The organism is Micromonospora echinofusca (assembly GCF_900091445.1).
Lineage (GTDB): Bacteria > Actinomycetota > Actinomycetes > Mycobacteriales > Micromonosporaceae > Micromonospora > Micromonospora echinofusca.
Genome location: NZ_LT607733.1, coordinates 2,336,772 through 2,355,444 on the forward strand (window position 1 = coordinate 2,336,772; position 18,673 = coordinate 2,355,444).

Below are 18,673 nucleotides of genomic sequence, written 5' to 3' on the forward strand. Positions count from 1 at the left end.
CATCAACCCGTCAACTGGTTGGACCAGTCGGTGCCGCCCGCCGGCAGCAGGCTCAGCCGTCGATCGTGACGCTGGCGATCCAGGACGGGGGCTGCGGCGCGTCGGCGCCGATCAGCCCCGCGATCACCCGGACGGACTCCAACGGTGCGGCCGGCCACGGCGTGAGCCCGTCGGTCAGCACCACCACGACGTGCGGCCGGCCGCGCAGCGCGGCGTCGATCCCGACCCGCATGTCGGTGCCGCCGCCCCCGGCCAGCCGCACCTCGCCGACGGTGTGCACCCGCCGTACGACGTGCACGGCCGCGTCGCAGGAGAGCACCGTGACCCGGTTGCCGCCGACACCGACCGCCCGCAGCACCCCGGCTACCTCGGCGAGCGCCGCCGCGAGTTGACCGTCGCCCATCGAGCCCGACGTGTCCACCACGATCGCCACCCGGGGCACCGGCCGGCGCAGGCTGGGCAGCACCACACCGCGCGTCGCCCCGGAGCGCCGCGAGGGGCGCCGGTAGGTGTAGTCGACCGCGCCGCTGGCCCAGGCCGCGGCCTCGCGCATCGCCCCGGTCAGCGCCCGACGCCAGTCCACCCGGGGCTCGAGCACCTGGGCGGCCCACCGTTGCCAGCCGGCCGCGACGGTGCCCCGGGACCGGACGTGGGCGCGGATCGCGTGTGCCGTCTCCCGACGGATCGCCCCCGCCTCGACCGCGCTGACCCCGCCCGTGCCGCCGCTCTCCCACGCCCGGTCGACGCCGTGGGCGCCGGAACCGCAGTCGGGCGCCTCGTGTCCTCGCACGTGTGCCGGCAGCAGCGGCAGGTACGCCTCGAACAGCAGGCCCACCGGCAGTCCGAAGGTCGCCGGCTCGATCCGGTCGGCCGGCAGCGGCAGCCGGTCCGCCAGGAGGTCGTCGTTGATCTCACAGTCCTGCGCGATGTTGACCCGATGACGGTCGTGCCGCGGTCCCGCGGGGAGGTTGTCGGCGCGGCCGTGGTGGTCGCGCAGCAGGTGGGCGACCTCGTGGATCCACACCGCCGCGAGCTGCGGCACCGGCAGCCGGTCGACGAACTCCGGCGAGACGTGGCAGCGCCACCGCCGGTCGACGCCCATGGTGGACACGTCCCGGGACTCCACCACGGTGAGGCTGTACAGCGCGGTGGCGAGGTAGGGCCGGTCCTGCGCCGCCCGGAACCGGGCCGCGAGCAGCTTCGTCCGGTCCAGCCGGGGACCGTCGGGGCTCATCTGGTCAGGCGTCCCGAGAGCCCGAGCACCTCGGCGAAGGCGTGGATGGCCGGCGGCACCGGCCAGGAGGTGTCGCGCAGCGCCGCGAGGTCCATCGCGGCGCGCGCCGCCACGTCTGGCACGCCCGCCTCGACCGCCTTGCCCAGCACCACCCAGCCGGCCTCCCAGCGCGACCGGTCGACCTTCGCCTGCACCGCCGAGATCACCGCGGTGAGGAACGCCAACTGCCGGTCGCCGCGTTCGGGCAGCCGGAACGCCTCCGGGTCGGCGAGCACCCGCTCCGGGTCGGGCAGGTCGAGGTTCTCCAGGTAGGTGACGAACTCCAACCCCGCCCCGTCGCCCACCGCGCCCACCACGGCCAGCGCCAACGCCTCCGCGCCGGCCCCGGCGGCGTGGTGGACGGCGAGCAGTCGCAGCACCATCTCCCAGGTGCGCGGGGACGGCCAGGCGCCGCCGCGGGCCTCGGCGTCGGCGGGCAGATGGTGGGTCAGCCCCGGCCGGGCGGTGAGGAAGCCCGCGACGGCCCCGCGCGCCCGCGCCAGCGCCGTGCCGGTGCGCGCGGGGCGGACCGCCGGCACGCTGACCGCCGGCCAGGTGCCGGCCAGGCCCCGCGCGACGGTCCGCGCGTCGTGCGTCCAGTGCAGGTGCACGAACCGGTTCGCCAGCGGCGGAGCCAGATGCCAGCCGTCCGCCGCGCTGGTCGGTGGGTTGGCGGCCGCCACGATCCGCACCGACGGCGGCAGCGAGAGGCTGCCGACCCGGCGTTCCAGCACCACCCGCAGCAGCGCCGCCTGCACCGCCGGCGGCGCCGAGGAGAGCTCGTCGAAGAAGAGCAGCCCCGATCCGGTACGCGCCAGCCGGACCGCCCAGTCCGGCGGGGCCATCGGCACCCCGTCGGTGGCGGGGGAGTCTCCGACGATCGGCAACCCCGCGAAGTCCGACGGCTCGTGCACGCTGGCGATGACCGTCTCCAGCGGCAGGCCCACACCGTCGGCGAGCTGTTGCAGGGTGGCGGACTTGCCGATGCCCGGCTCGCCCCAGAGCAGGACCGGCAGGTTCGCCGACACCGCCAGGGCCAACGCCTCGACCTTCGGATCGGCGGCCGGCTCCGTCCGCCACGCCCGGGTCGCGGCGACGAGGTCGTCCGCCGCGGCCAGCGCCCGCAGCGCCGTCATCGGCCCGTCCACTCGGCCAGTACGTCCCGGATCTCGAACACCGGCCGCACGTCGTCGTCGCCGTCGTCGTACATGCTCGCCTTCCCCTCCGCCAGGTCGCGGGCGGTGGTGTCGTCCTCGTCCGGGGCGTGCGGATCGGCGCCGGCCGCCAGCAGCGCGCGGACCAGCCCCGGGCTGCCGCCGTCGCCCACGGCCACGTGCAGTGCCGTGCGCCCACGGCGGTTCGGGGCCCCGATCGGGACGCCGGCGTCGCACAGCCGCCGCAGCAGCGCGACGTCCTCCACGGCGCGCAGGTGGTGCAGCAGCGTCCCGCCCCGGCCGTCGGCCATCCTCGGATCGAGCCCCGCGTCGAGCAGCGCGGCCAGGGCCGCCGCGCCGCCGTGCTGGACCCGGAGCAGCACGTCGCGTCGCAGCTCGCGCAGCGGCCGGGGCAGCCGGCCGGTGCCGCCCCGCCACGCCTGCACGGCGGCGAAGCAGCCCGCCGACGGCCCGCCGAGGGCGCGCAGCAGGTCCTCCGCGGCGACCTCCTCGGGGGTGTGTGAGACCGGGTCGAGCCGGCCGTCGCCGTGCAGGAGGGTGTGCCACTCGCTCCCGCAGCGCACCGGCACGCTGACCCGCATCCCGAACGACGCCGCTGGCCGCGTCGCCGGTCCTGCGGCCCCTGTCGCCGTCACCGGCCGCGGATCCGGCGTCCGGGCGGCCCCGTCGGCCCTCGGGGCGCGGCCGGTCGTCGACGCGGCGGAGCCGGCCACCGGCGGTGTCGTCGGGAACAGGGCCCGGCGCACCAGGGGGTGCAGATCGGCGGGGCCGAGCAGGCCGTGCCGCACCAGGTCCAGGTCGGGGGGCCGCTCGTGCACCACGGTGGCGAACCGGGGGCGGGTGAAGTGCCGCCGGTCGTACCCGACGAACGAGGCGGCCACCGCGCCGTCGCCCAGCCGGTGCACCTCGGCCACCAGCTGCCACCCCGAGCCGATCATGACCCGGTCGGCGCCGTAGCGGGCCTCGAGCCGGGCGAGTTCGGCGTCCAGCCCGAGCGGGACCAGGCGACCCCGCTCGGCGTCCGCCGCCCCGCCATGGTGGTGGACGTCCGGGTCCAGGTCGACGCCGGCCACGGCCCACGCCTGGAGCACCTCGCCGGCGGCGATGAGCCGGTCGTAGACCTCGGCCCGGCTCGCCGGGTCGTACGGATCGACCACCGTCGCGTACGACTCGACCGGCCGGAGGGCGCCGTCGGCCTCGAAGCCGGGCAGCCGGGCCGGCGAGCCGCCGTACGCGACGGCGAGACCGTCCACGTGCGCGGCGCTCCAGTACGCCGGCGGCAGGTCCTGCCGGACGACGTCCTCGGCCAGCACGGGGCTGACGGTCAACCGCAGCCGCTGCGACCCGTCCACGGTCTTCGGCGTCCGCACCACCAGCGCGACGTCGTCGTCGCCGAACCGATCGTCTCTCGTGGACAGCAGGATCTGCTGGTGGGTGGCGACGCCGGTGCGGCCGCCGAGCACGCGCGGCAGGTGCCAGCGCAGCAGATCCGGGGCGAGCACGCCGAGGTCCGCCTCGATCCGGCCGGCCCGGGACCGGCCGTGCTCCCGGGCCACCCCGGCCAGGTCGAACGCCACGTCGATCCGCCCGGCGGCACAGGTGGCCCGCCAGTCGCCGGCCTCCCGGGCGGCGGTGCACGCCTCGATCATCGGGGCGGGCACGGCGTACCGGCGGATGCGCTGCCAGGTGCGGATCTCGTCGATGACGGGCGGGTTCACCGGTAGACGCTCGCGATCGCCTGGATGTCCTCGTGGGGGGCGGTGACCGGCCGCTCGGCGAGCAGCGCCGAGGCGCGGCGGCGCTGCCGGCGCGGCACGCCGCCGTTGATGCCGAGGTACTCCAACGTCGGGTGTCCCTCGATGGCCTCGACGAGCCGCCGCGCGCCCCGCCCGCCGATTTCCGTACGCCGCAGGTCCAGTCGACGCAGCCGGGCGGCGGGCAGCGCGTCGGCGAGCATTGCCGCGCCCTCGTCGCCGACGACGTTGCCGCGCGCCCCGAGGGCCCGCTCCGACGGTGGCCGGGCCAGGTCGAGCGCGCGCCAGGACCCCAGGTGTCGGGCCAGCGCCGCCATCCCGCCCGGGGTGATCCCGTTGCCACCGAGCCCGAGCGTCAGCTCCACCCCGCCGACCAGCTCGGCGAGGGCGGCCACGCCCGCGTCGCCGAGGTGGTTGGCCGCCAGGTACAGCTCCCGCACGCCGGCGGCGCGGACCAGCGCGCCGAGCGCCGGCACGGCGTCCGGTCCGAAGCCGTTGCCGCCGAGGAAGAGCCGCCGTACGGGTCGCTCGCGGGCGGTCAGCGCCTCCGCGAGGGCGGTCAGCCCGGGCACGCCCATGCCGACGTTGACCAGGTCGAGCGTGCGGATGGCGGAGTTCACCGCGAGCGCCGCCGCGAGCCGGCGGACACCCTCGTCGCCGACCGGGTTGCGCTTGAGCCACAGCGCCCGCACGGTGTCGTCGCCGGCCAGCCGGTCGGCGAGCGCGTCGACCCCGGCCGGGTCGATCCGGTTGCAGCCCAGGTAGAGCGTCTGGAGGTGGTGACCCGGACGCAGGGCCTCGGCCACCGCCCGGGCGCCGTCGGCGCCGAGGCCGTTGGTGCCCAGCAGCAGGTGCCGCACCAGCGGGGAGTCGACCGCGGCGGCCACGATCCGGGCGGTCTGCCCCGGGCCGACGCCCTGCTTGCACAGGTCCAGCCGGCCGTCGGGCTGCACCGTGCCGCGCGGGAACACCTCGGGCCCGGCGACCGTGTCCGGCGCGGCGAGGCGGACCAGCAGGGGGTCGAAGTCGCCGGGATCGGCGAGGCCGGCGTCGGGGTCGGCGATGGCCGGGCAGCGCACCGGCGTCGGGTCGGTCACCAGGGCACGCTCCGGTAGTCCTTGAGGAACTGGCCGCTCACCGGCGCCCCGCGTACGCCGCGCACGATCGGGTCGTAGACCCGGGCGGCCCCGTCGACGACGTCGAGTGGTGGCCGGAAGCCGAGGTCGCGCTGGGCCGCCTTGCCCGGGTGCGGCCGCTCGTCGGTGACCCAGCCGGTGTCCACGCTGTTCATGTGGATGCCGCTGGTCAGGTAATCGGGAGCGACCGTGCGGACCAGCATGTTCAGCGAGGCCTTGGCCATGTTGGTGTGGGGGTGCCGGGTGGTCTTGCCGGAGCGGGAGTAGCTGCCCTCCATCGCGGAAACCTGCACGACGTGCCGCTGCGGGTGGGCGCTCGCCCGCATCAGCGGGCGCAGCCGGGAGGTGAGCAGGAACGGCGCGAACGCGTTCACCACGTGCACCTGCAACCACTCGTGCGGGCTGACGTCGGCGTCGCTGAGCACCCAGGAGTTGACCTCGCGCAGGTCGAGCGGCTGGCCCGTCTCGTCGACCCGCCCGGCGGGGAAGAACGCGTCCAGCCCGGAGGGCAACCCGGCCGAAGGGGTCGTGACGGGCGCGGCGCCGATCGCGATCCGCGTGGCCGGCCCCTCCAGCGCCGTGGACTCGGCCGCCCGGACCTCCCGGTGGTACGCCGCCGGCCGGTAGAGCGTCTGTGCGGCGTTGTTGACCAGGATGTCCAGCCCGGCGAAGCGCCGCCCGACCAGCGCGACGAAGTCGAACGTGCCGGCCAGGTCGAGCAGGTCCAGCCCGTGCACGTAGAGCCGGCCGGCCCAGTCGTCGGCGTCCGGCACGGCGGCGAAGCGGCGGGCCGCGTCGCGGGGGAACCGGGTCGTCACGATCACGTCGGCACCGTCACGGAGCAGCTTGAGCGCGGTGTGGAAGCCGATCTTCACCCGGCCGCCGGTCACCACGGCGGTGCGGCCGGTCAGGTCGCAGCGGGCGTGGCGCCGCTCGCGGTTCTCCGCCGCGCACGGCGGGCACATCAGGTGGTAGTCCACGTCCACCTGTCGGTAGGGAAGCTTGCACACGTAGCAGTGCCGTGCCCTGCGGAGCGTCCCGCGTCCGGCCGCGCCGGGGTCGGCATCGGACGGTGTGGGACCGGAACCGGAGCCGGGGCCGGGCGGCGCGGGGTCGGGGATCTCGGTGTGGAAGCGCGTGGCGGTGGCCAGCAGCGCGCGGTCCGCCGCCCGGGTCGTGGCGTCCCGGCGCGCTCTGGCGCGCCTCTTGATCCCCCGGTGGGCGGCGGTGACGGCCCGCTCCAGCTCCTGCCGGGTCGCCTCGTCCAGGTCGGCGTCGTCGAGCCGGCCGAGAACGGCGAGACAGGCCGCCAGCTCGGTGGGATCGACGGGCACGGTGCTCCTTCGTGGAGGGTCAGGTGGCGAGACCGGCCGGATTCGAACCGGCGTCCTCCAGCTTGCTGTCAAGGCGCGTCGACCTCTGCGCTACGGCCTCGCCGCGCGGGAGCCTACCGAAGGCCACCGACAACCGGCCCCCTACCGTCGCGTCGGCGTCCGCGCGAAGGCGAGCAGTTCGGCGGCGGTGCGACCCCGCTCGTCCACGGCGTCCGGATCGGCCCCGGCCGCGAGCAGGACCTCCATCACCTCGGTGGCCAGCGCGAGGGCGGCGGCGTGCAGGGGGCTGTGCCCGTCCCGGTCGGGTGCGTCGAGGTCGAGCCCGGCCGCGGTGAGCGCCGGGAGCACCCGGTGGTGGTCGACCCAGGGCAGCCAGTGCACCAGCGTACGACCCCGGTTGTCGCGCAGCTGCGGGTCGATCCCGTCGGCGAGCAGGGCGAGTAGTCCTTCGGTGTCGCCGTGGAACGCCCGGACGAAGAGGTCCTGCCGGAGCCTGCGGATCTCCTTCGGCACCGGCTTCGCCCCGGTACGCCAGGCGCGCACCGCCGCCGCGCAGCCGCCGACCGGCCCGCCCAGCCCGGCGAGCAGGAACTCCCGGCGCAACTCCTCGTCGGTGTGCGCGGTGACGAGGCGGCAAGCCGCGACCTGGACGGGGTGCCAGTCCCGCCCGCACCGGATCCGGATCGGCGGGGGCGGCGCCGGCTCGGGAGCCCGCCATGCCTGGGTCCGCCCGGGGAAGAGGGCCTCGTGCACCAGCGGGTGCAGCTCGTCCGGGGCCAGGTCGCCCCAGCGCAGCAGCGCCGCGTCCGCCGGCGCGGGCACCCCGAAGGCGTACGGTCCGGCGACCGGCTCGTCCCAGGCCGCCTGGCGGACGGTCGGCTGGCCGTCGGCGGCGAGCTCGACGGCCAGCCTGTGGCCGTCGGCGAACTGCGTCGTCGTCCCGTAGCGGTGGGCGAGCCGCCGGGTCTCCTCGGCGAGCACGGACAGCGCCGGCGCGTGGGCGACGAGTGCGGGCGCGAGCCAGGCGGAATCCTGCCGGCCCACGTCCGGGTCGACGGCGAGCCCGGCCGCCTCGTACGCCGCCACCGGCTGTCGGGCCGCCAGCAGCGCGGCCACCGTCTCCACCTGCGTGGCGCGGTCCTCGGCCCGGCGGGGCGCGGCCGTGCCGCCCTGCGGGTACGGGCGGCCGTCGGGCGTGTGCCAGGCGAGCCGCACGGCCGAAGCGCCGTAGGCCCAGCGGCGGGTGGCGACCGCGTCCGCGTCCCAGCACCAGCCGGGCAGGTCGTGCCACCGGGTTGGCAGGCGCAGGCTGTCGGTGACCCGCAGTCCGATCCGCTGGGGGCTGTGGTCGGTGCGCGGCAGGGTCGCCACCAGTAGCGGGACGCCCCGGCGGAGCAGCCGCGCGGTCGTCCGGACCGGGCCGGGCAGCCGGGAGAGCACGACGGCGGCGCGGGGCAGCAGGGCCAGCGACCTGGTGCGGGGCAGGAAGCGACGCAGCAGGTCGGGGGCGAGGCCGCGCAGCTCGCCTTCGACGCGGGCGGCCTCGTCGGTGCCGTACCGGGCGGCCACGTCCCGCAGGTCGACGTGCGCGTCGACCGCTGCGGCGGCGCAGGCACCCCGCCAGTCACCGGCCCGTCGGCGGGCGGTGGCGGCGGCGACGGCGGCCGGCGGGGAGGCGTATCCCAGGAGTCGCAGTTGCTTCTCCCGTTGCCGGCGGCGTTCCATCTCGGCGTCCCCGTTCCTTCGGAAGCGGGCCGGCCGGATTCGAACCGGCGTCCTCCCGGTTTTGGAGACCGGGCGCGACGACCGCTGCGCTACGGCCCGCACGTGGCGGCCGGGCGACGCCCGGGTGGCGGGCGGGCCGGATTCGAACCGGCGTCTTTCTCCTTGAGGGGGAGACGCGACGACCTCTGCGCTACCGCTCGCCGCGGGCAGTGTAGGGCACCACACGCGATCGAGCTTGCTATGCAACGAGTTGCATAGCAGGATGGCGGGCATGGCGCTGGAACACGCGATCCTGGTCTCCCTGCTCGAACGGCCGGGCTCCGGCTACGAGCTGGCCCGGCGCTTCGAACGCTCCATCGGCCGCTTCTGGACCGCCACCCACCAGCAGATCTACCGGGTGCTGAAGCGGATGGAGGCCGACGGCTGGGTCACCGCCGAGGAGATCGGCCAGGAGGGCCGCCCGGACAAGCGGTCCTTCTCGGTGGCGCCGGCCGGCCGGTCCGCGCTGGTGGGCTGGCTGCGCGCGCCCGTGCAACCCGAGGCGGTCCGGCACGAGCTGGCCGTCAAGATCCGCGGAGCCGCCTTCGACGACGCGGCCGGCCGCGCCGCGCTCGTGGCCGAGGTCGAGCGCTACCGCGCCACCCACGAGGAGACGCTCGCCCGCTACCTGGCCGGCGAGCGGCGCGACTTCCCCGGCCCCGCCGCACCCGACGCCGCCGCGGCGCTCCAGCACGTCGTGCTGCGCGGCGGCATCGCGTACGAGCGGATGGTGCTCGCCTGGCTCGACGACGTGCTGGCCACCCTGCGCACCCTGGACCACTGACCCACCCACCGAAGGGAGTCCCGCCGTGGCGGACTCGCTCCTGCTCGACCCGCACACCTACGACCCCACCCACCTCGACGACACCTCCCGCCGGCTGCTGCGGGCCACCGTCGACTGGTTCGAGGGCCGGGGCAAGAAGGCGCTGCTCGACTCCTACGACCGGCACGAGTGGTACGCCGACTTCCTGGACTTCGCCGCGAAGGAGGGGCTGTTCGCCGCCTTCTGCACGCCCGCCGCCGACGGGGGAGGGGACCCGGCGAAGCGCTGGGACACCGCGCGCAACGCGGCGCTGAGCGAGATCCTGGGCTTCTACGGCCTCGGCTACTGGTACACCTGGCAGGTCACCGTGCTCGGCCTCGGCCCGGTCTGGCAGAGCGACAACGCCGCCGCGCGCGCCCGCGCCGCCGCGCTGCTGGACGACGGGCACGTGATGGCCTTCGGCCTCTCCGAGCGCGCCCACGGCGCGGACATCTACTCGACCGACATGCTGCTCACCCCCGACGGCGACGGCGGGTTCCGCGCGAGCGGCGCCAAGTACTACATCGGCAACGGCAACGTCGCCGGGCTGGTCTCGGTCTTCGGCCGCCGGGCCGACGTCGAGGGGCCGGACGGCTACGTCTTCTTCGCCGCCGACAGCCGCCATCGGGCCTACCACCTGGTCCGCAACGTGGTCAACGCGCAGATGTACGTCAGCGAGTTCCGCCTGGCGGACTACCCGGTGCGCCCCGAGGACGTGCTGCACACCGGGCGGGCCGCGTTCGACGCCGCGCTGAACACCGTCAACGTGGGCAAGTTCAACCTCTGCACGGCCTCGATCGGCATCTGCGAGCACGCCATGTACGAGGCCGTGACCCACGCCCACAACCGGGTGCTCTACGGCCGGCGGGTCACCGACTTCCCGCACGTGCGCCGCGAGCTGACCGACGCGTACGCGCGCCTGGTCGCGATGAAGCTGTTCAGCGACCGCGCCGTCGACTACTTCCGCTCGGCGGGCCCGGACGACCGCCGCTACCTGCTGTTCAACCCGATGACCAAGATGAAGGTCACCACGGAGGGGGAGCGGGTCGTCGACCTGCTCTGGGACGTCATCGCCGCCAAGGGCTTCGAGGCGGACACCTACTTCGACAAGGCCGCCAAGGACATCCGCGGGCTGCCCAAGCTCGAGGGGACGGTGCACGTCAACCTCACGTTGATCATGAAGTTCATGGCCAACTACCTGTTCCACCCGGCCGAGCACCCGCCGGTGCCGAGGCGGCACGACGCCGCCGACGACGAGTTCCTGTTCCGGCAGGGCCCCGCCCGGGGCCTCGGCGCGATCCGGTTCCACGACTGGCGCGCCGCCTACGACGCCCACGCCGAGGTGCCCAACGTCGCCCGCTTCCGCGAGCAGGCCGACGGCTTCTGCGCGCTGCTGGCCGCCCACGCCCCGAGCGAGGAGCAGCAGGCCGACCTCGACTTCCTGCTCGCCCTCGGCCAGCTCTTCGCGTTGATCGTCTACGGGCACCTGATCCTGGAGCAGGCCGAGCTGACCGGCCTGGACAGCGACGTGCTCGACGAGATCTTCGACGTCCTGGTCCGCGACTTCTCCGCGTACGCCACGGAGCTGCACGGCCGGGCGGCGACCACCGGGGAGCAGGCCGCCTGGGCGTTGGCGCACGTCCGCCGGCCGGTGGCGGACCCGCAGCGCACGGCGCGGATGTGGGCGCGGGTGGCGGGGCTCAGCGGCGCGTACGAGATGCGTCCCTGACCGACGCGGGCCGTGCCGGCCGTCACCCGCCCGGTGCGGGGACGGCCGGCTGGCGGCCGGTCAGCCGGCCGTCACCACCTGGTTCGCGGGCTGCGGTGCCGGCGCCTCGGCCGGGGTCCGCTCGCCGTCGCCCGGTGCGCTGGCCGCGGCGTCGTCGGTCCCGGCCGGCGTCGGGGCGTCGGCGGCGCCCTCCACTGCCGGGGGCACCGGGAGGTCGCGCCTCGGCCGGGCCGCCACCTGCGGGTACTCGGCGGTCTCCGCGCCGCCCGTGGCGGCCGCCATGACCGCCGCGGCGGCCAGGTCGGCCACCCGCTTCGCCTCCCGCTTGACCCGGGCGCGCACCTCCTTGGCGTGCTGCTCGGCGGAGTCCGCGGCCCGGCGCGCCTCGTCGAGGCGGCGCAGCTCGTCGGCCAGCTCCTGCCGGGTCTCGTCGAGGCGCTGCCGCAGCTCGGCGAACTCGTGCTCGATGCCCGCGCTCTCCTGCCGCGCCAGGGCCAGCTGCTGCTGGGCGGTGTCCAGCTCGGACTGCATCCGGGCCAGCGCCTCCCGTCGGTCCCGGATGCCCTGCTGCGTCGCGGCGAGCTGCTGCTGGTGGGTCGCGGCCTGCTCGTCCACGTGCTGGCGCACCTTGGCCGCGTACTGCTGGGCCTCGGCGATCAGCGTCGCGATCTCCTGCTCGGCCGCCGTACGCTGGGCGCCGAGCTCCCGCTCGGCGGACGCGAGCTGCTCGGCGATCTCCTGCTCGGCGGCGGCGCGCCGTTCGTTGATCTCCCGCTCCACGCCGGCCTGCCACTGGGCCAGCTCCTGCTGGGTCTTCGCGCGGGCGGCCTGCACCTCCTGCTGGATCTGGCTACGGGCCGAGGCGAGGAACGCCTCGGACTCGGCGCGGGCCTGCTCGACCTGCTGGGCGGTCTGCTCGTCGATCCGCTTCGCCTCCTGCAACGCGTGGTCGTGGGCGGCCTCACCGGCCGCCCGCAGCCGCTCCGCCGCCTCCCGGATCCTGGTGAGCTCGGCCTGGGCGTTGGCGCGACGCTCCTCGTGTTCCCGGTCGTGCTCGTCGCGCCGCGCGGCCGCCTCCTCCGTCAGCTCCCGCAGCGTCGTGGCGGCCTGCTCGCGGGCCTCGGTCAGCACCCGCTCCGCCTCGGCCTCCCGCTCGGCGGCCCGCTGCCCGGCGGCGTCGGTGATGGCCCCGGCCTGCTTCTCGGCCAGGGCCAGGATCTGGTCGACCATCGGGCCGAGGTCGCGGAAGGACGCCCGGTCGGGCGGGGCCGGCCGGTCCCGCAGCTCGGTCGCCTCCGCCCGCAGCCGCTGCACCTCCACGGTCAGCTCGCGCAGCTGAACCGAGGCCCGGTCCCGCTCGGCGGCCAGCGCCGACCGTTCGCCGTCGACCTGTTCGACGTAGCGGTCCACCTGTCGCTTGTCGTAGCCGCGCAGCGCGAGGTCGAAGCTCGGCCGTGGGGCCGCGTCCTCGCGTGCCGCGAACGGGTCGTCGCCGTGGGACATGCATCCTCCTCCGTACGATCGCGGGCGCCGCGCCCGCGGGAGTCCGCGCCACGGGCCGTGCCGTGGCGCCACGCTACCGTCGCGGCCGTGCGCGCCCGCGAAAAGGGTGACCCCACGCGACGGCCCCGCGGAACCGGTGGTCCGCGGGGCCGCCGACGCCCTGGTACGGGCTATCGTCAGGTGCTGTCCGACGCCGAATGGAGGCAGTTGGTGCCGTCGGCACCCTCGCCGATCTCGCTCGGCTCGCTGCCCTTCGGCACGCCCTCGTACGTGACGCAGATGCGGGTCGTGCGGTTCGGGTCGTTGAGGACGGTGATCCGGCTGAACCGGGCGGTGTCGCCCCAGTTCGGGTTGATGCCGGCCAGCATCTCCGTCGACGTCGCGGTCACGTTGTGCGTCACCACGTGCCGCCCCCCGGGTCGTCTCAGGGGTTGATCCGACCGGCGCCGGCCCCGGCGGTCACGGCCGCCTTGACGCCGCTCGCGTCGTCGAGCCGGTACGGGTAGGGGATGGGGGCGACGTCCCCGGCGCTTTCCGGCGCGCCGGAGTTGGTGAAGATGTTGTCGCGCTGGACCAGGTCGCCCGGGCCCGACTCGGCGTAGCCGACGGCGGTCGGACGGGTGACGTTCTCGAAGTGGTTGCCCTCGACCAGCACCCCGGCACCCATCGTGGACGCCACGCCGTAGTCCGCGCCGTAGTAGTAGTTGTTGAACACGTGCACCGGGTCACCGAACCGGACGCGCGGGTGGCGCTCCTTGCTCCCGTCGAACCAGTTGTGGTGGTAGGTGACCCGCAGGTGGCCGATGTCGGCCGTGTGCCCGTCGTCGTGGCCGAGCAGCATGCTCTTGGTGTGGTTGGTGACCCGGTTCCACGAGACGGTCACGAAGTCGGAGGCCCGCTTGATGTCGACCGCGCCGTCGTAGCCGCCGTCGAACGTGTTGTGGTCGATCCAGACGTTGCGCGAGCCCTGCACGTTGATCGCGTCGTCGTCCCAGCCCCGGAAGGTGAGGTTGCGGACGATGACGTTGCTCGCGCCGCTGATGTTCAGCCCGTTGTCCAGCGTCGCGGCGCCCACGCCGAGCACGGTCTTGTTGCTGCGGACGTCGTTCATCTTGTCGGGCATGGTCAGCGACCCGGTGACCCGGATGACCAGCGGCGACGAGGACTCCAGGGCGTCGGCGAGCGCCTGGCCGTCGGAGACGGTGACGGTCTGGCCGCCGGCCCCGCCGGTGGTGCCGCCGTTCTGGGGCGCCCAGCCGACCAGGTCGCCGGCCGGCGGCGCGGTCGGCGTCGGGGGCGGCGTGGTGGCGGGCGGCGGGGTGGTCGGGTTGCCGGGCAGACCGACCCGACCGACCCCGGCCTGCGCGGTGACCAGGGCCTTCATGTCGCAGGCCGGGCCCACGGTGTACGCGTACGGCGGGTTGGCCACGCTGCCGCCCGTCTGCCCGGCGCCGGAGTTGACCAGGCAGTTGTTGCGCGCGACCAGCCGGCCGTCGCCGGAGGAGCCCTCCGCCAGGTGGTACGGGTCGTCGACGTTCTCGAAGTGGTTGCCCTCGACGATGACGCCGGCGTTCTCGGTGGACGCGACGCCGTAGTTGCCGGTGTTCAGGTAGTAGTTGTTGTAGACGTGCACCTGGTCGCCGAAGCGCACGCGCGGGTTGCGCTGGTTGGTGTCGTCGAAGAAGTTGTGGTGGTAGGTGACCTTCAGCCGGCCGGTGTCCTGGGCGGCGTTGCCGTCGTCGTGGCCGAGCAGCATGTTCTTGTCGGTGCCGTCGGCGTGGTTGTAGGAGACCGTCACGTACGACGAGCCGCGCTTGATGTCGACGCCGCCGTCCGCCCCGGTGGTCCAGGTGTTGTGGTCGATCCAGACGTGGTGGGTGAACATCTGCACGTTGATCGCGTCGTCCGCCCAGTTCCGGAAGTTGAGGTTCCGGATGATCACGTTGTGCACGGCGTTGGCCGGCGGCGCGGTGACCGCGTTGTCGATCGGCAGGCCGATGTTGAGGCCGCCGCCGGTGAACCCGGAGTTGGCGCCGACGCCGATGATCGTCTTGTCCGAGGCGACCTCGTGCATCGGGCCGGGCAGCGCGATCATCCCGTCGACCTGGATGACCTTCGGGCCGCTGGAGGCCGCCTCGGTGATGAACTGGCTGGCGGTGGTGACCGTGACGGTCGGGCCGCCGGCGCCGCCGGTGGTGCCGTTCTGACCCCACGCGTCGACCGAGGCCCAACCGTCGGCCACGTTGGGTCCGGGGTTGCCCGGGTCGCCGGTCGGCGAGGGCGTCGGGTTGGTCGGCGTCGGCGTGGGCCCGCCGCCGCCCGAGTCGACCCGTACGTTGTCGAAGTCGGCGCTGGCGTAGAAGGTCGCCACGCCGATCCGGCCGCTGGCGTACGCGGTGTCGGTCGCCTCGGTGCTCAGCGTGCCGTCGACGTAGCCCTTCAGCGAACCGCCGGCGACCTCCAGCCGCAGGGTGTAGGTGGTGCCGGCGGCGACCGGCACGGACGCGGTGTCCAGCGTGGTGGAGGAGCCGCTGGTCAGCCGCTTGAGCTCGACGGTGTTGTTGCTGCGCAGCGCCAGGTAGTAGTAGCTGGTGTTGCTCTGCACCCGGGCGAGCAGCGCCACGAACCGGTTCGTTCCGTTGAACGCGGTCGGTCGGACGGTCGCCTGGACGGAGTAGTCGGTCCAGCTCGACGTGCCCGCCAGCGAACGGGCGTCGCTGCTGGTGCTGCTCTGCCGCAGCGCCCGCGCGCTGTCGCCGGTCACCGACCAGCTTCCGCCGGAGGCCGTCCAGCCGGACGGGTTGCCGTCGGAGAAGTCGTCGGAGAAGAGCGTGTCGGCGTAGGCCGTGGCGGCCATGCCGACGGCGAGGGTGGCCGCGATGAGCGCGGCCCCGATCGCGGTGAGGAACCCTCGGCGATGCCTCCGCCGACGAGTGTCGGAGTTGTGCACGGGACCTCCCTGGTGGTGATCAAATGATCGACAAGCATCGATCTCTTGAGGTGTGGTGCGCCATGGGCCGCCGGGCCGGTACCCGGCGCCGACCGGGTCCGGCGGCCCGTGCGGGCGTGGTCAGTAGGGGAGCTTGCCGGTGCCGGCGCCGGCCGTGACGACGGACTTCACGGTGGCCGGCTCGGTCAGGGTGTACGGGTAGAACGTGCGCGGCTCCTGGACGGTGCCCCCCGCGTCGCCGGGCTCGCTGGTGCCGGCGAGCACGTTGTCCCGGGCGATCATCCGGCCCCGGTCCCCGGCGTAGCTGATCGACCAGGGCACCTCGACGTCCTCGAAGTAGTTGCCCTCCACCACGCAGCCGGAGTCGAGCTGGCAGGCCACGCCGACGTCGGTGTTGTAGACGAAGTAGTTGTTGAACACGTGCACGGGGTCGCCGTAGCGGACCCGGGGATTGCGCTGCGGCGTGCGGTCGAACCAGTTGTGGTGGTAGGTGACCTTCAGGTTGCCGACGTCCTGGGCGGCGTTGCGGTCGTCGTGGCCGAGCAGCATGTTCTTCGTGTGGTGGTGGGTGTGGTTCCAGGACACGGTGACGTAGCTGGAGCCGCGTTTGATGTCGATCAGCCCGTCGTAGCCGTACGCCAGGTCGTTGTGGTCGATCCACACGTGGTGCGAGAACATCTGCACGTTGATCGCGTCGTCGACGGTGTTGCGGAAGTTGAGGTTCCGCACGATCACGTTGTGCACGGCGTTCGCCGGCGGGCTGGTCGCGTCGCTGACCGGCAGGCCGATGTTCAACCCGCCACCGGTGATGCCGGAGTTCGCGCCGACGCCGACGATCGTCTTGTCCGAGGTGACGTCGTGCATCGGGCCGGGCAGCGCGATCATCCCGTCCACCCGTACGTTCAACGGGCCCGCCGTGCCGATCGCGGCGAGGAGCTCCGCGGCCGTGTCCACGGTGACGGTCGGGCCGCCCGCCCCGCCGGTGGTGCCGTTCTGGCCCAGCGCGTCGACCGAGGCGAACCCGACCGGCGGGGCGCCCGGGTCGATCGGCGGCCCGGTCGGCGGCAGGGAGGGCCCGCCGGTGGGCGTGCCCGTGGGCGGCGCCCCGGTGGCGGTGTCCACCTCGACGTCGTCGAAGGTGGCGCTGGCGTACGAGGTGGCCAGGCCGACCCGCCCGGCGGCGAACGCCCCGTCGGTGGCCTGCACCCGCAGCGTGCCGTCGACGTAGCCGCGCAACGAGCTGCCGACCGCCTCCAGCCGCAGGGTCGCCCAGCTGCCGACGGTGATCCCGGCGGGGGCGGAGCCCAACGACACCGGGTCGCCGCCGGAGCGGCGGATCAGCTGCACCCCGCCGCTCGCGGTCACCACCAGCGCGTAGTAGCTGCCGCTGCTCTGCGCCCGAGCGATCACCCCCACGTGGCGGGTCGCCCCGCCGAAGCCCGTCGGCCGGACCCGGGCCTGCACCCCGTAGTCGGTCCAGGTGCCCGCGCCGGCCAGGGCTCGGGCGTCGCTGCTGGTGCCGGACTGCCGGTAGGCGTACGAGCCGTCGGTCACGACCGACCAACTTCCGCCGGAGCGGGACCATCCGTCGGCCGCGCCGTCGGAGAACGTGTCGCTGAACAGGGTGTCGGCGTGCGCCGACGAGGTTGTCGCGAGCACCGTGCCGACGGCCAGGGCGCCGGCGGTGAGCGCCGCGCCGAGCAGTCTCGGTGTGCGCGTCCGGGGACGGGGTGTCCGGTTCATGGTGGACCTCCTGGTGGTGGTGGGCACCGGTGGGCCGCCGCGCTGAGCGCCGGACGCGGCGGCCCACCGGCCGTCCGGCTGCCGCGCCCGACGGCGCGGCGGCCGGCGTCCTACAGGGGTAGCCGGTCCGCGCCGGCCAGCGCCCCCACGACCACCGGCACCGCGGGCGCCGGCAGCACGGGGCCGCGTCGAAGGGTCGGCGTCCAGCCGGCGTCCGGGGCCAGGTCCGGCTCGTGCACCGCGTTGTACGCGCCCGCCAGGTCGACCGGGCGGGCCCGGTCCCCGGCGGCGCGGACCCAGTTGCCCCGGGTGGTGACGGCGGTGCCGCCCCAGTCGTACAGCAGCTCGTCGGCCGCGACGCCGGCGCCGAGGCTGAAGAAGTTGTTCTCGGCGACCACGGCCGACTGCACCCCGACGCCGATCGCGTACGCGAACCCGCCGCCGCCCAGCCGGTAGTGGTTGTTCCACACGTCGACCTGCCCGAAGCGCACCCGGGGCAGCCGCTGGAGCACCCCGTCGAAGAGGTTGTGGTGCAGGCTGACCTTCAGCCGCCCGACGTCCGGGCCGACGGTGTTGGACGAGCCGATCAGCATGACCTTGTCCCGGCCGACGAACCGGTTGTACGAGACGGTCACCAGGCTCGCGGTGTGCGTGACGTCCAGCGACCCGTCGTGCACCTGGTACGGCCGGCCGAAGTGCACGGGCTGCCCGCTGTCCGGGTTGTCGCCGTCGGTGAAGGTGTTGTGGTCGATCCAGACGTGCTCGCTGCGGCGCACCGAGATCTGGTCGTACTGCGAGTTCCAGTTGCCGGCCTCGCCGTCGGTGGGCGACCAGGCGGGGAAGCAGTCCCGGGCGTCGTCGAAGGTCAGGTTCCGCACGATCGTGTCGTGCGCCCCGTCGAGCATCAGCGTCAGGCCGGTCAGCCGGGCGCCGGCCAGGCCGACGATGGTGGTGTTCGGGCCGACGTTGATCTGGGTCTGCCGGGTCTGGTTGGCCACGGAGCGCACCCGCGCCGCCTCCAGCGGTCCGCTCGGCGCCACCCGACCCCAGACCGCCGGGTCGTACGCCGCGAGGTACGCCGGCAGCGAGTACTCCGGATCGGCGAGGTCCGCGCAGTCGAGCGTGCTCCCGTCGGGCCCCTCGAAGCCGTCGACCTCGCCCCGGACGTAGATGATCTTAGGGGTGGCGTTGCCCCGGTTGGTGGCGTTGTCACCGCCGAGGGCCGCGACCAGTTCGGCGCGGCTGGCGACCACGTGCACCTGCTCCGGCGTCGCCGCCGAGCCGCCGGTGGTGCCGGTCCCCTCGGCCGCCCAGCCGTCCCCGGCCGGCAGCGCCTGCCGACCCAGGTGCCGGGCGGCCCAGGAGAGCCCGCCGGTCGTGGCGGCCGCGCCGTCCGGAGCCGGAGCGGCCCCGCCGTCCGGGGCCGCCGCCGCGCTCCCGGACGTCGCCGCGAGCGCCACGGCGATCGTCGCCGCGCCCAGTGTCTGCTTCCACATCTATCGGACCACCT

The 18,673-nt window shown here is 74.8% G+C and carries 13 protein-coding genes and 3 tRNA genes; 2 read left to right on the plus strand and 14 right to left on the minus strand.

The features are described from left to right. Window positions 1-52 precede the first annotated feature (52 nt). The 9 genes from GA0070610_RS10355 to GA0070610_RS10390 form a co-directional block, all read right to left on the minus strand. Window positions 53-1,234 (minus strand): vWA domain-containing protein, encoded by a 1,182-nt coding sequence (locus tag GA0070610_RS10355; protein ID WP_088999831.1) that lies wholly within the window; start codon window positions 1,232-1,234, stop codon window positions 53-55. Next, window positions 1,231-2,409 (minus strand): AAA family ATPase, encoded by a 1,179-nt coding sequence (locus GA0070610_RS10360; protein ID WP_089003399.1) that lies wholly within the window; start codon window positions 2,407-2,409, stop codon window positions 1,231-1,233. The genes GA0070610_RS10355 and GA0070610_RS10360 overlap by 4 nt, the downstream gene beginning before the upstream one ends. Then, window positions 2,406-4,166, minus strand: a complete 1,761-nt coding sequence (locus GA0070610_RS10365) for an ankyrin repeat domain-containing protein (RefSeq protein WP_088999832.1) — start codon at window positions 4,164-4,166, stop codon at window positions 2,406-2,408. The genes GA0070610_RS10360 and GA0070610_RS10365 overlap by 4 nt, the downstream gene beginning before the upstream one ends. Continuing rightward, on the minus strand, window positions 4,163-5,299 hold the full coding sequence (locus tag GA0070610_RS10370; protein ID WP_088999833.1) for a leucine-rich repeat domain-containing protein: 1,137 nt from the start codon (window positions 5,297-5,299) through the stop codon (window positions 4,163-4,165). Before GA0070610_RS10370 ends, GA0070610_RS10365 begins: the two co-directional genes overlap by 4 nt. Beyond that, window positions 5,296-6,672: an SDR family NAD(P)-dependent oxidoreductase gene (locus tag GA0070610_RS10375; protein WP_172896512.1), complete on the minus strand. Its 1,377-nt coding sequence runs from the start codon at window positions 6,670-6,672 to the stop codon at window positions 5,296-5,298. The genes GA0070610_RS10370 and GA0070610_RS10375 overlap by 4 nt, the downstream gene beginning before the upstream one ends. Window positions 6,673-6,696: 24 nt before the next feature. Further along, window positions 6,697-6,772, minus strand: a tRNA-OTHER gene (locus GA0070610_RS30460). 41 nt (window positions 6,773-6,813) lie between these two features. Further along, the gene (locus GA0070610_RS10380; RefSeq protein ID WP_088999834.1) at window positions 6,814-8,397 is read right to left on the minus strand and encodes an ankyrin repeat domain-containing protein; all 1,584 of its coding nucleotides are present in this window, start codon (window positions 8,395-8,397) and stop codon (window positions 6,814-6,816) included. A gap of 24 nt (window positions 8,398-8,421) precedes the next feature. Continuing rightward, window positions 8,422-8,496, minus strand: a tRNA-Trp gene (locus GA0070610_RS10385). A 27-nt stretch (window positions 8,497-8,523) separates the two neighbouring features. Beyond that, window positions 8,524-8,598, minus strand: a tRNA-Glu gene (locus GA0070610_RS10390). A 70-nt stretch (window positions 8,599-8,668) separates the two neighbouring features. Between GA0070610_RS10390 and GA0070610_RS10395 the strand changes: the two genes are divergently transcribed. Beyond that, window positions 8,669-9,220 carry a PadR family transcriptional regulator gene (locus tag GA0070610_RS10395; RefSeq protein ID WP_089003401.1) on the plus strand — a complete coding sequence of 184 codons (552 nt, stop codon included), beginning with the start codon at window positions 8,669-8,671 and terminating at the stop codon, window positions 9,218-9,220. Between the two features lie 25 nt (window positions 9,221-9,245). After that, complete coding sequence (locus GA0070610_RS10400) at window positions 9,246-10,967, plus strand: acyl-CoA dehydrogenase family protein (RefSeq protein WP_088999835.1); 1,722 nt, start codon at window positions 9,246-9,248, stop codon at window positions 10,965-10,967. A gap of 60 nt (window positions 10,968-11,027) precedes the next feature. Here the strand turns inward: GA0070610_RS10400 and GA0070610_RS10405 are convergent, their stop codons facing one another. The 5 genes from GA0070610_RS10405 to GA0070610_RS10425 form a co-directional block, all read right to left on the minus strand. Then, a complete protein-coding gene (locus GA0070610_RS10405; RefSeq protein ID WP_088999836.1) occupies window positions 11,028-12,470 on the minus strand; it encodes a coiled-coil domain-containing protein in 1,443 nt (480 codons plus the stop codon). A 176-nt stretch (window positions 12,471-12,646) separates the two neighbouring features. After that, window positions 12,647-12,874 carry a pectate lyase gene (locus GA0070610_RS10410; protein WP_231926045.1) on the minus strand — a complete coding sequence of 76 codons (228 nt, stop codon included), beginning with the start codon at window positions 12,872-12,874 and terminating at the stop codon, window positions 12,647-12,649. A gap of 20 nt (window positions 12,875-12,894) precedes the next feature. Further along, on the minus strand, window positions 12,895-15,420 hold the full coding sequence (locus tag GA0070610_RS31370; protein ID WP_231926047.1) for a pectate lyase family protein: 2,526 nt from the start codon (window positions 15,418-15,420) through the stop codon (window positions 12,895-12,897). A gap of 120 nt (window positions 15,421-15,540) precedes the next feature. Further along, window positions 15,541-17,163 (minus strand): pectate lyase family protein, encoded by a 1,623-nt coding sequence (locus GA0070610_RS10420; RefSeq protein ID WP_088999838.1) that lies wholly within the window; start codon window positions 17,161-17,163, stop codon window positions 15,541-15,543. Window positions 17,164-17,273: 110 nt separating this feature from the next. Beyond that, window positions 17,274-18,659, minus strand: coding sequence for a pectate lyase family protein (locus GA0070610_RS10425; RefSeq protein WP_088999839.1), 1,386 nt, complete (start codon window positions 18,657-18,659; stop codon window positions 17,274-17,276). Window positions 18,660-18,673: the final 14 nt, after the last annotated feature.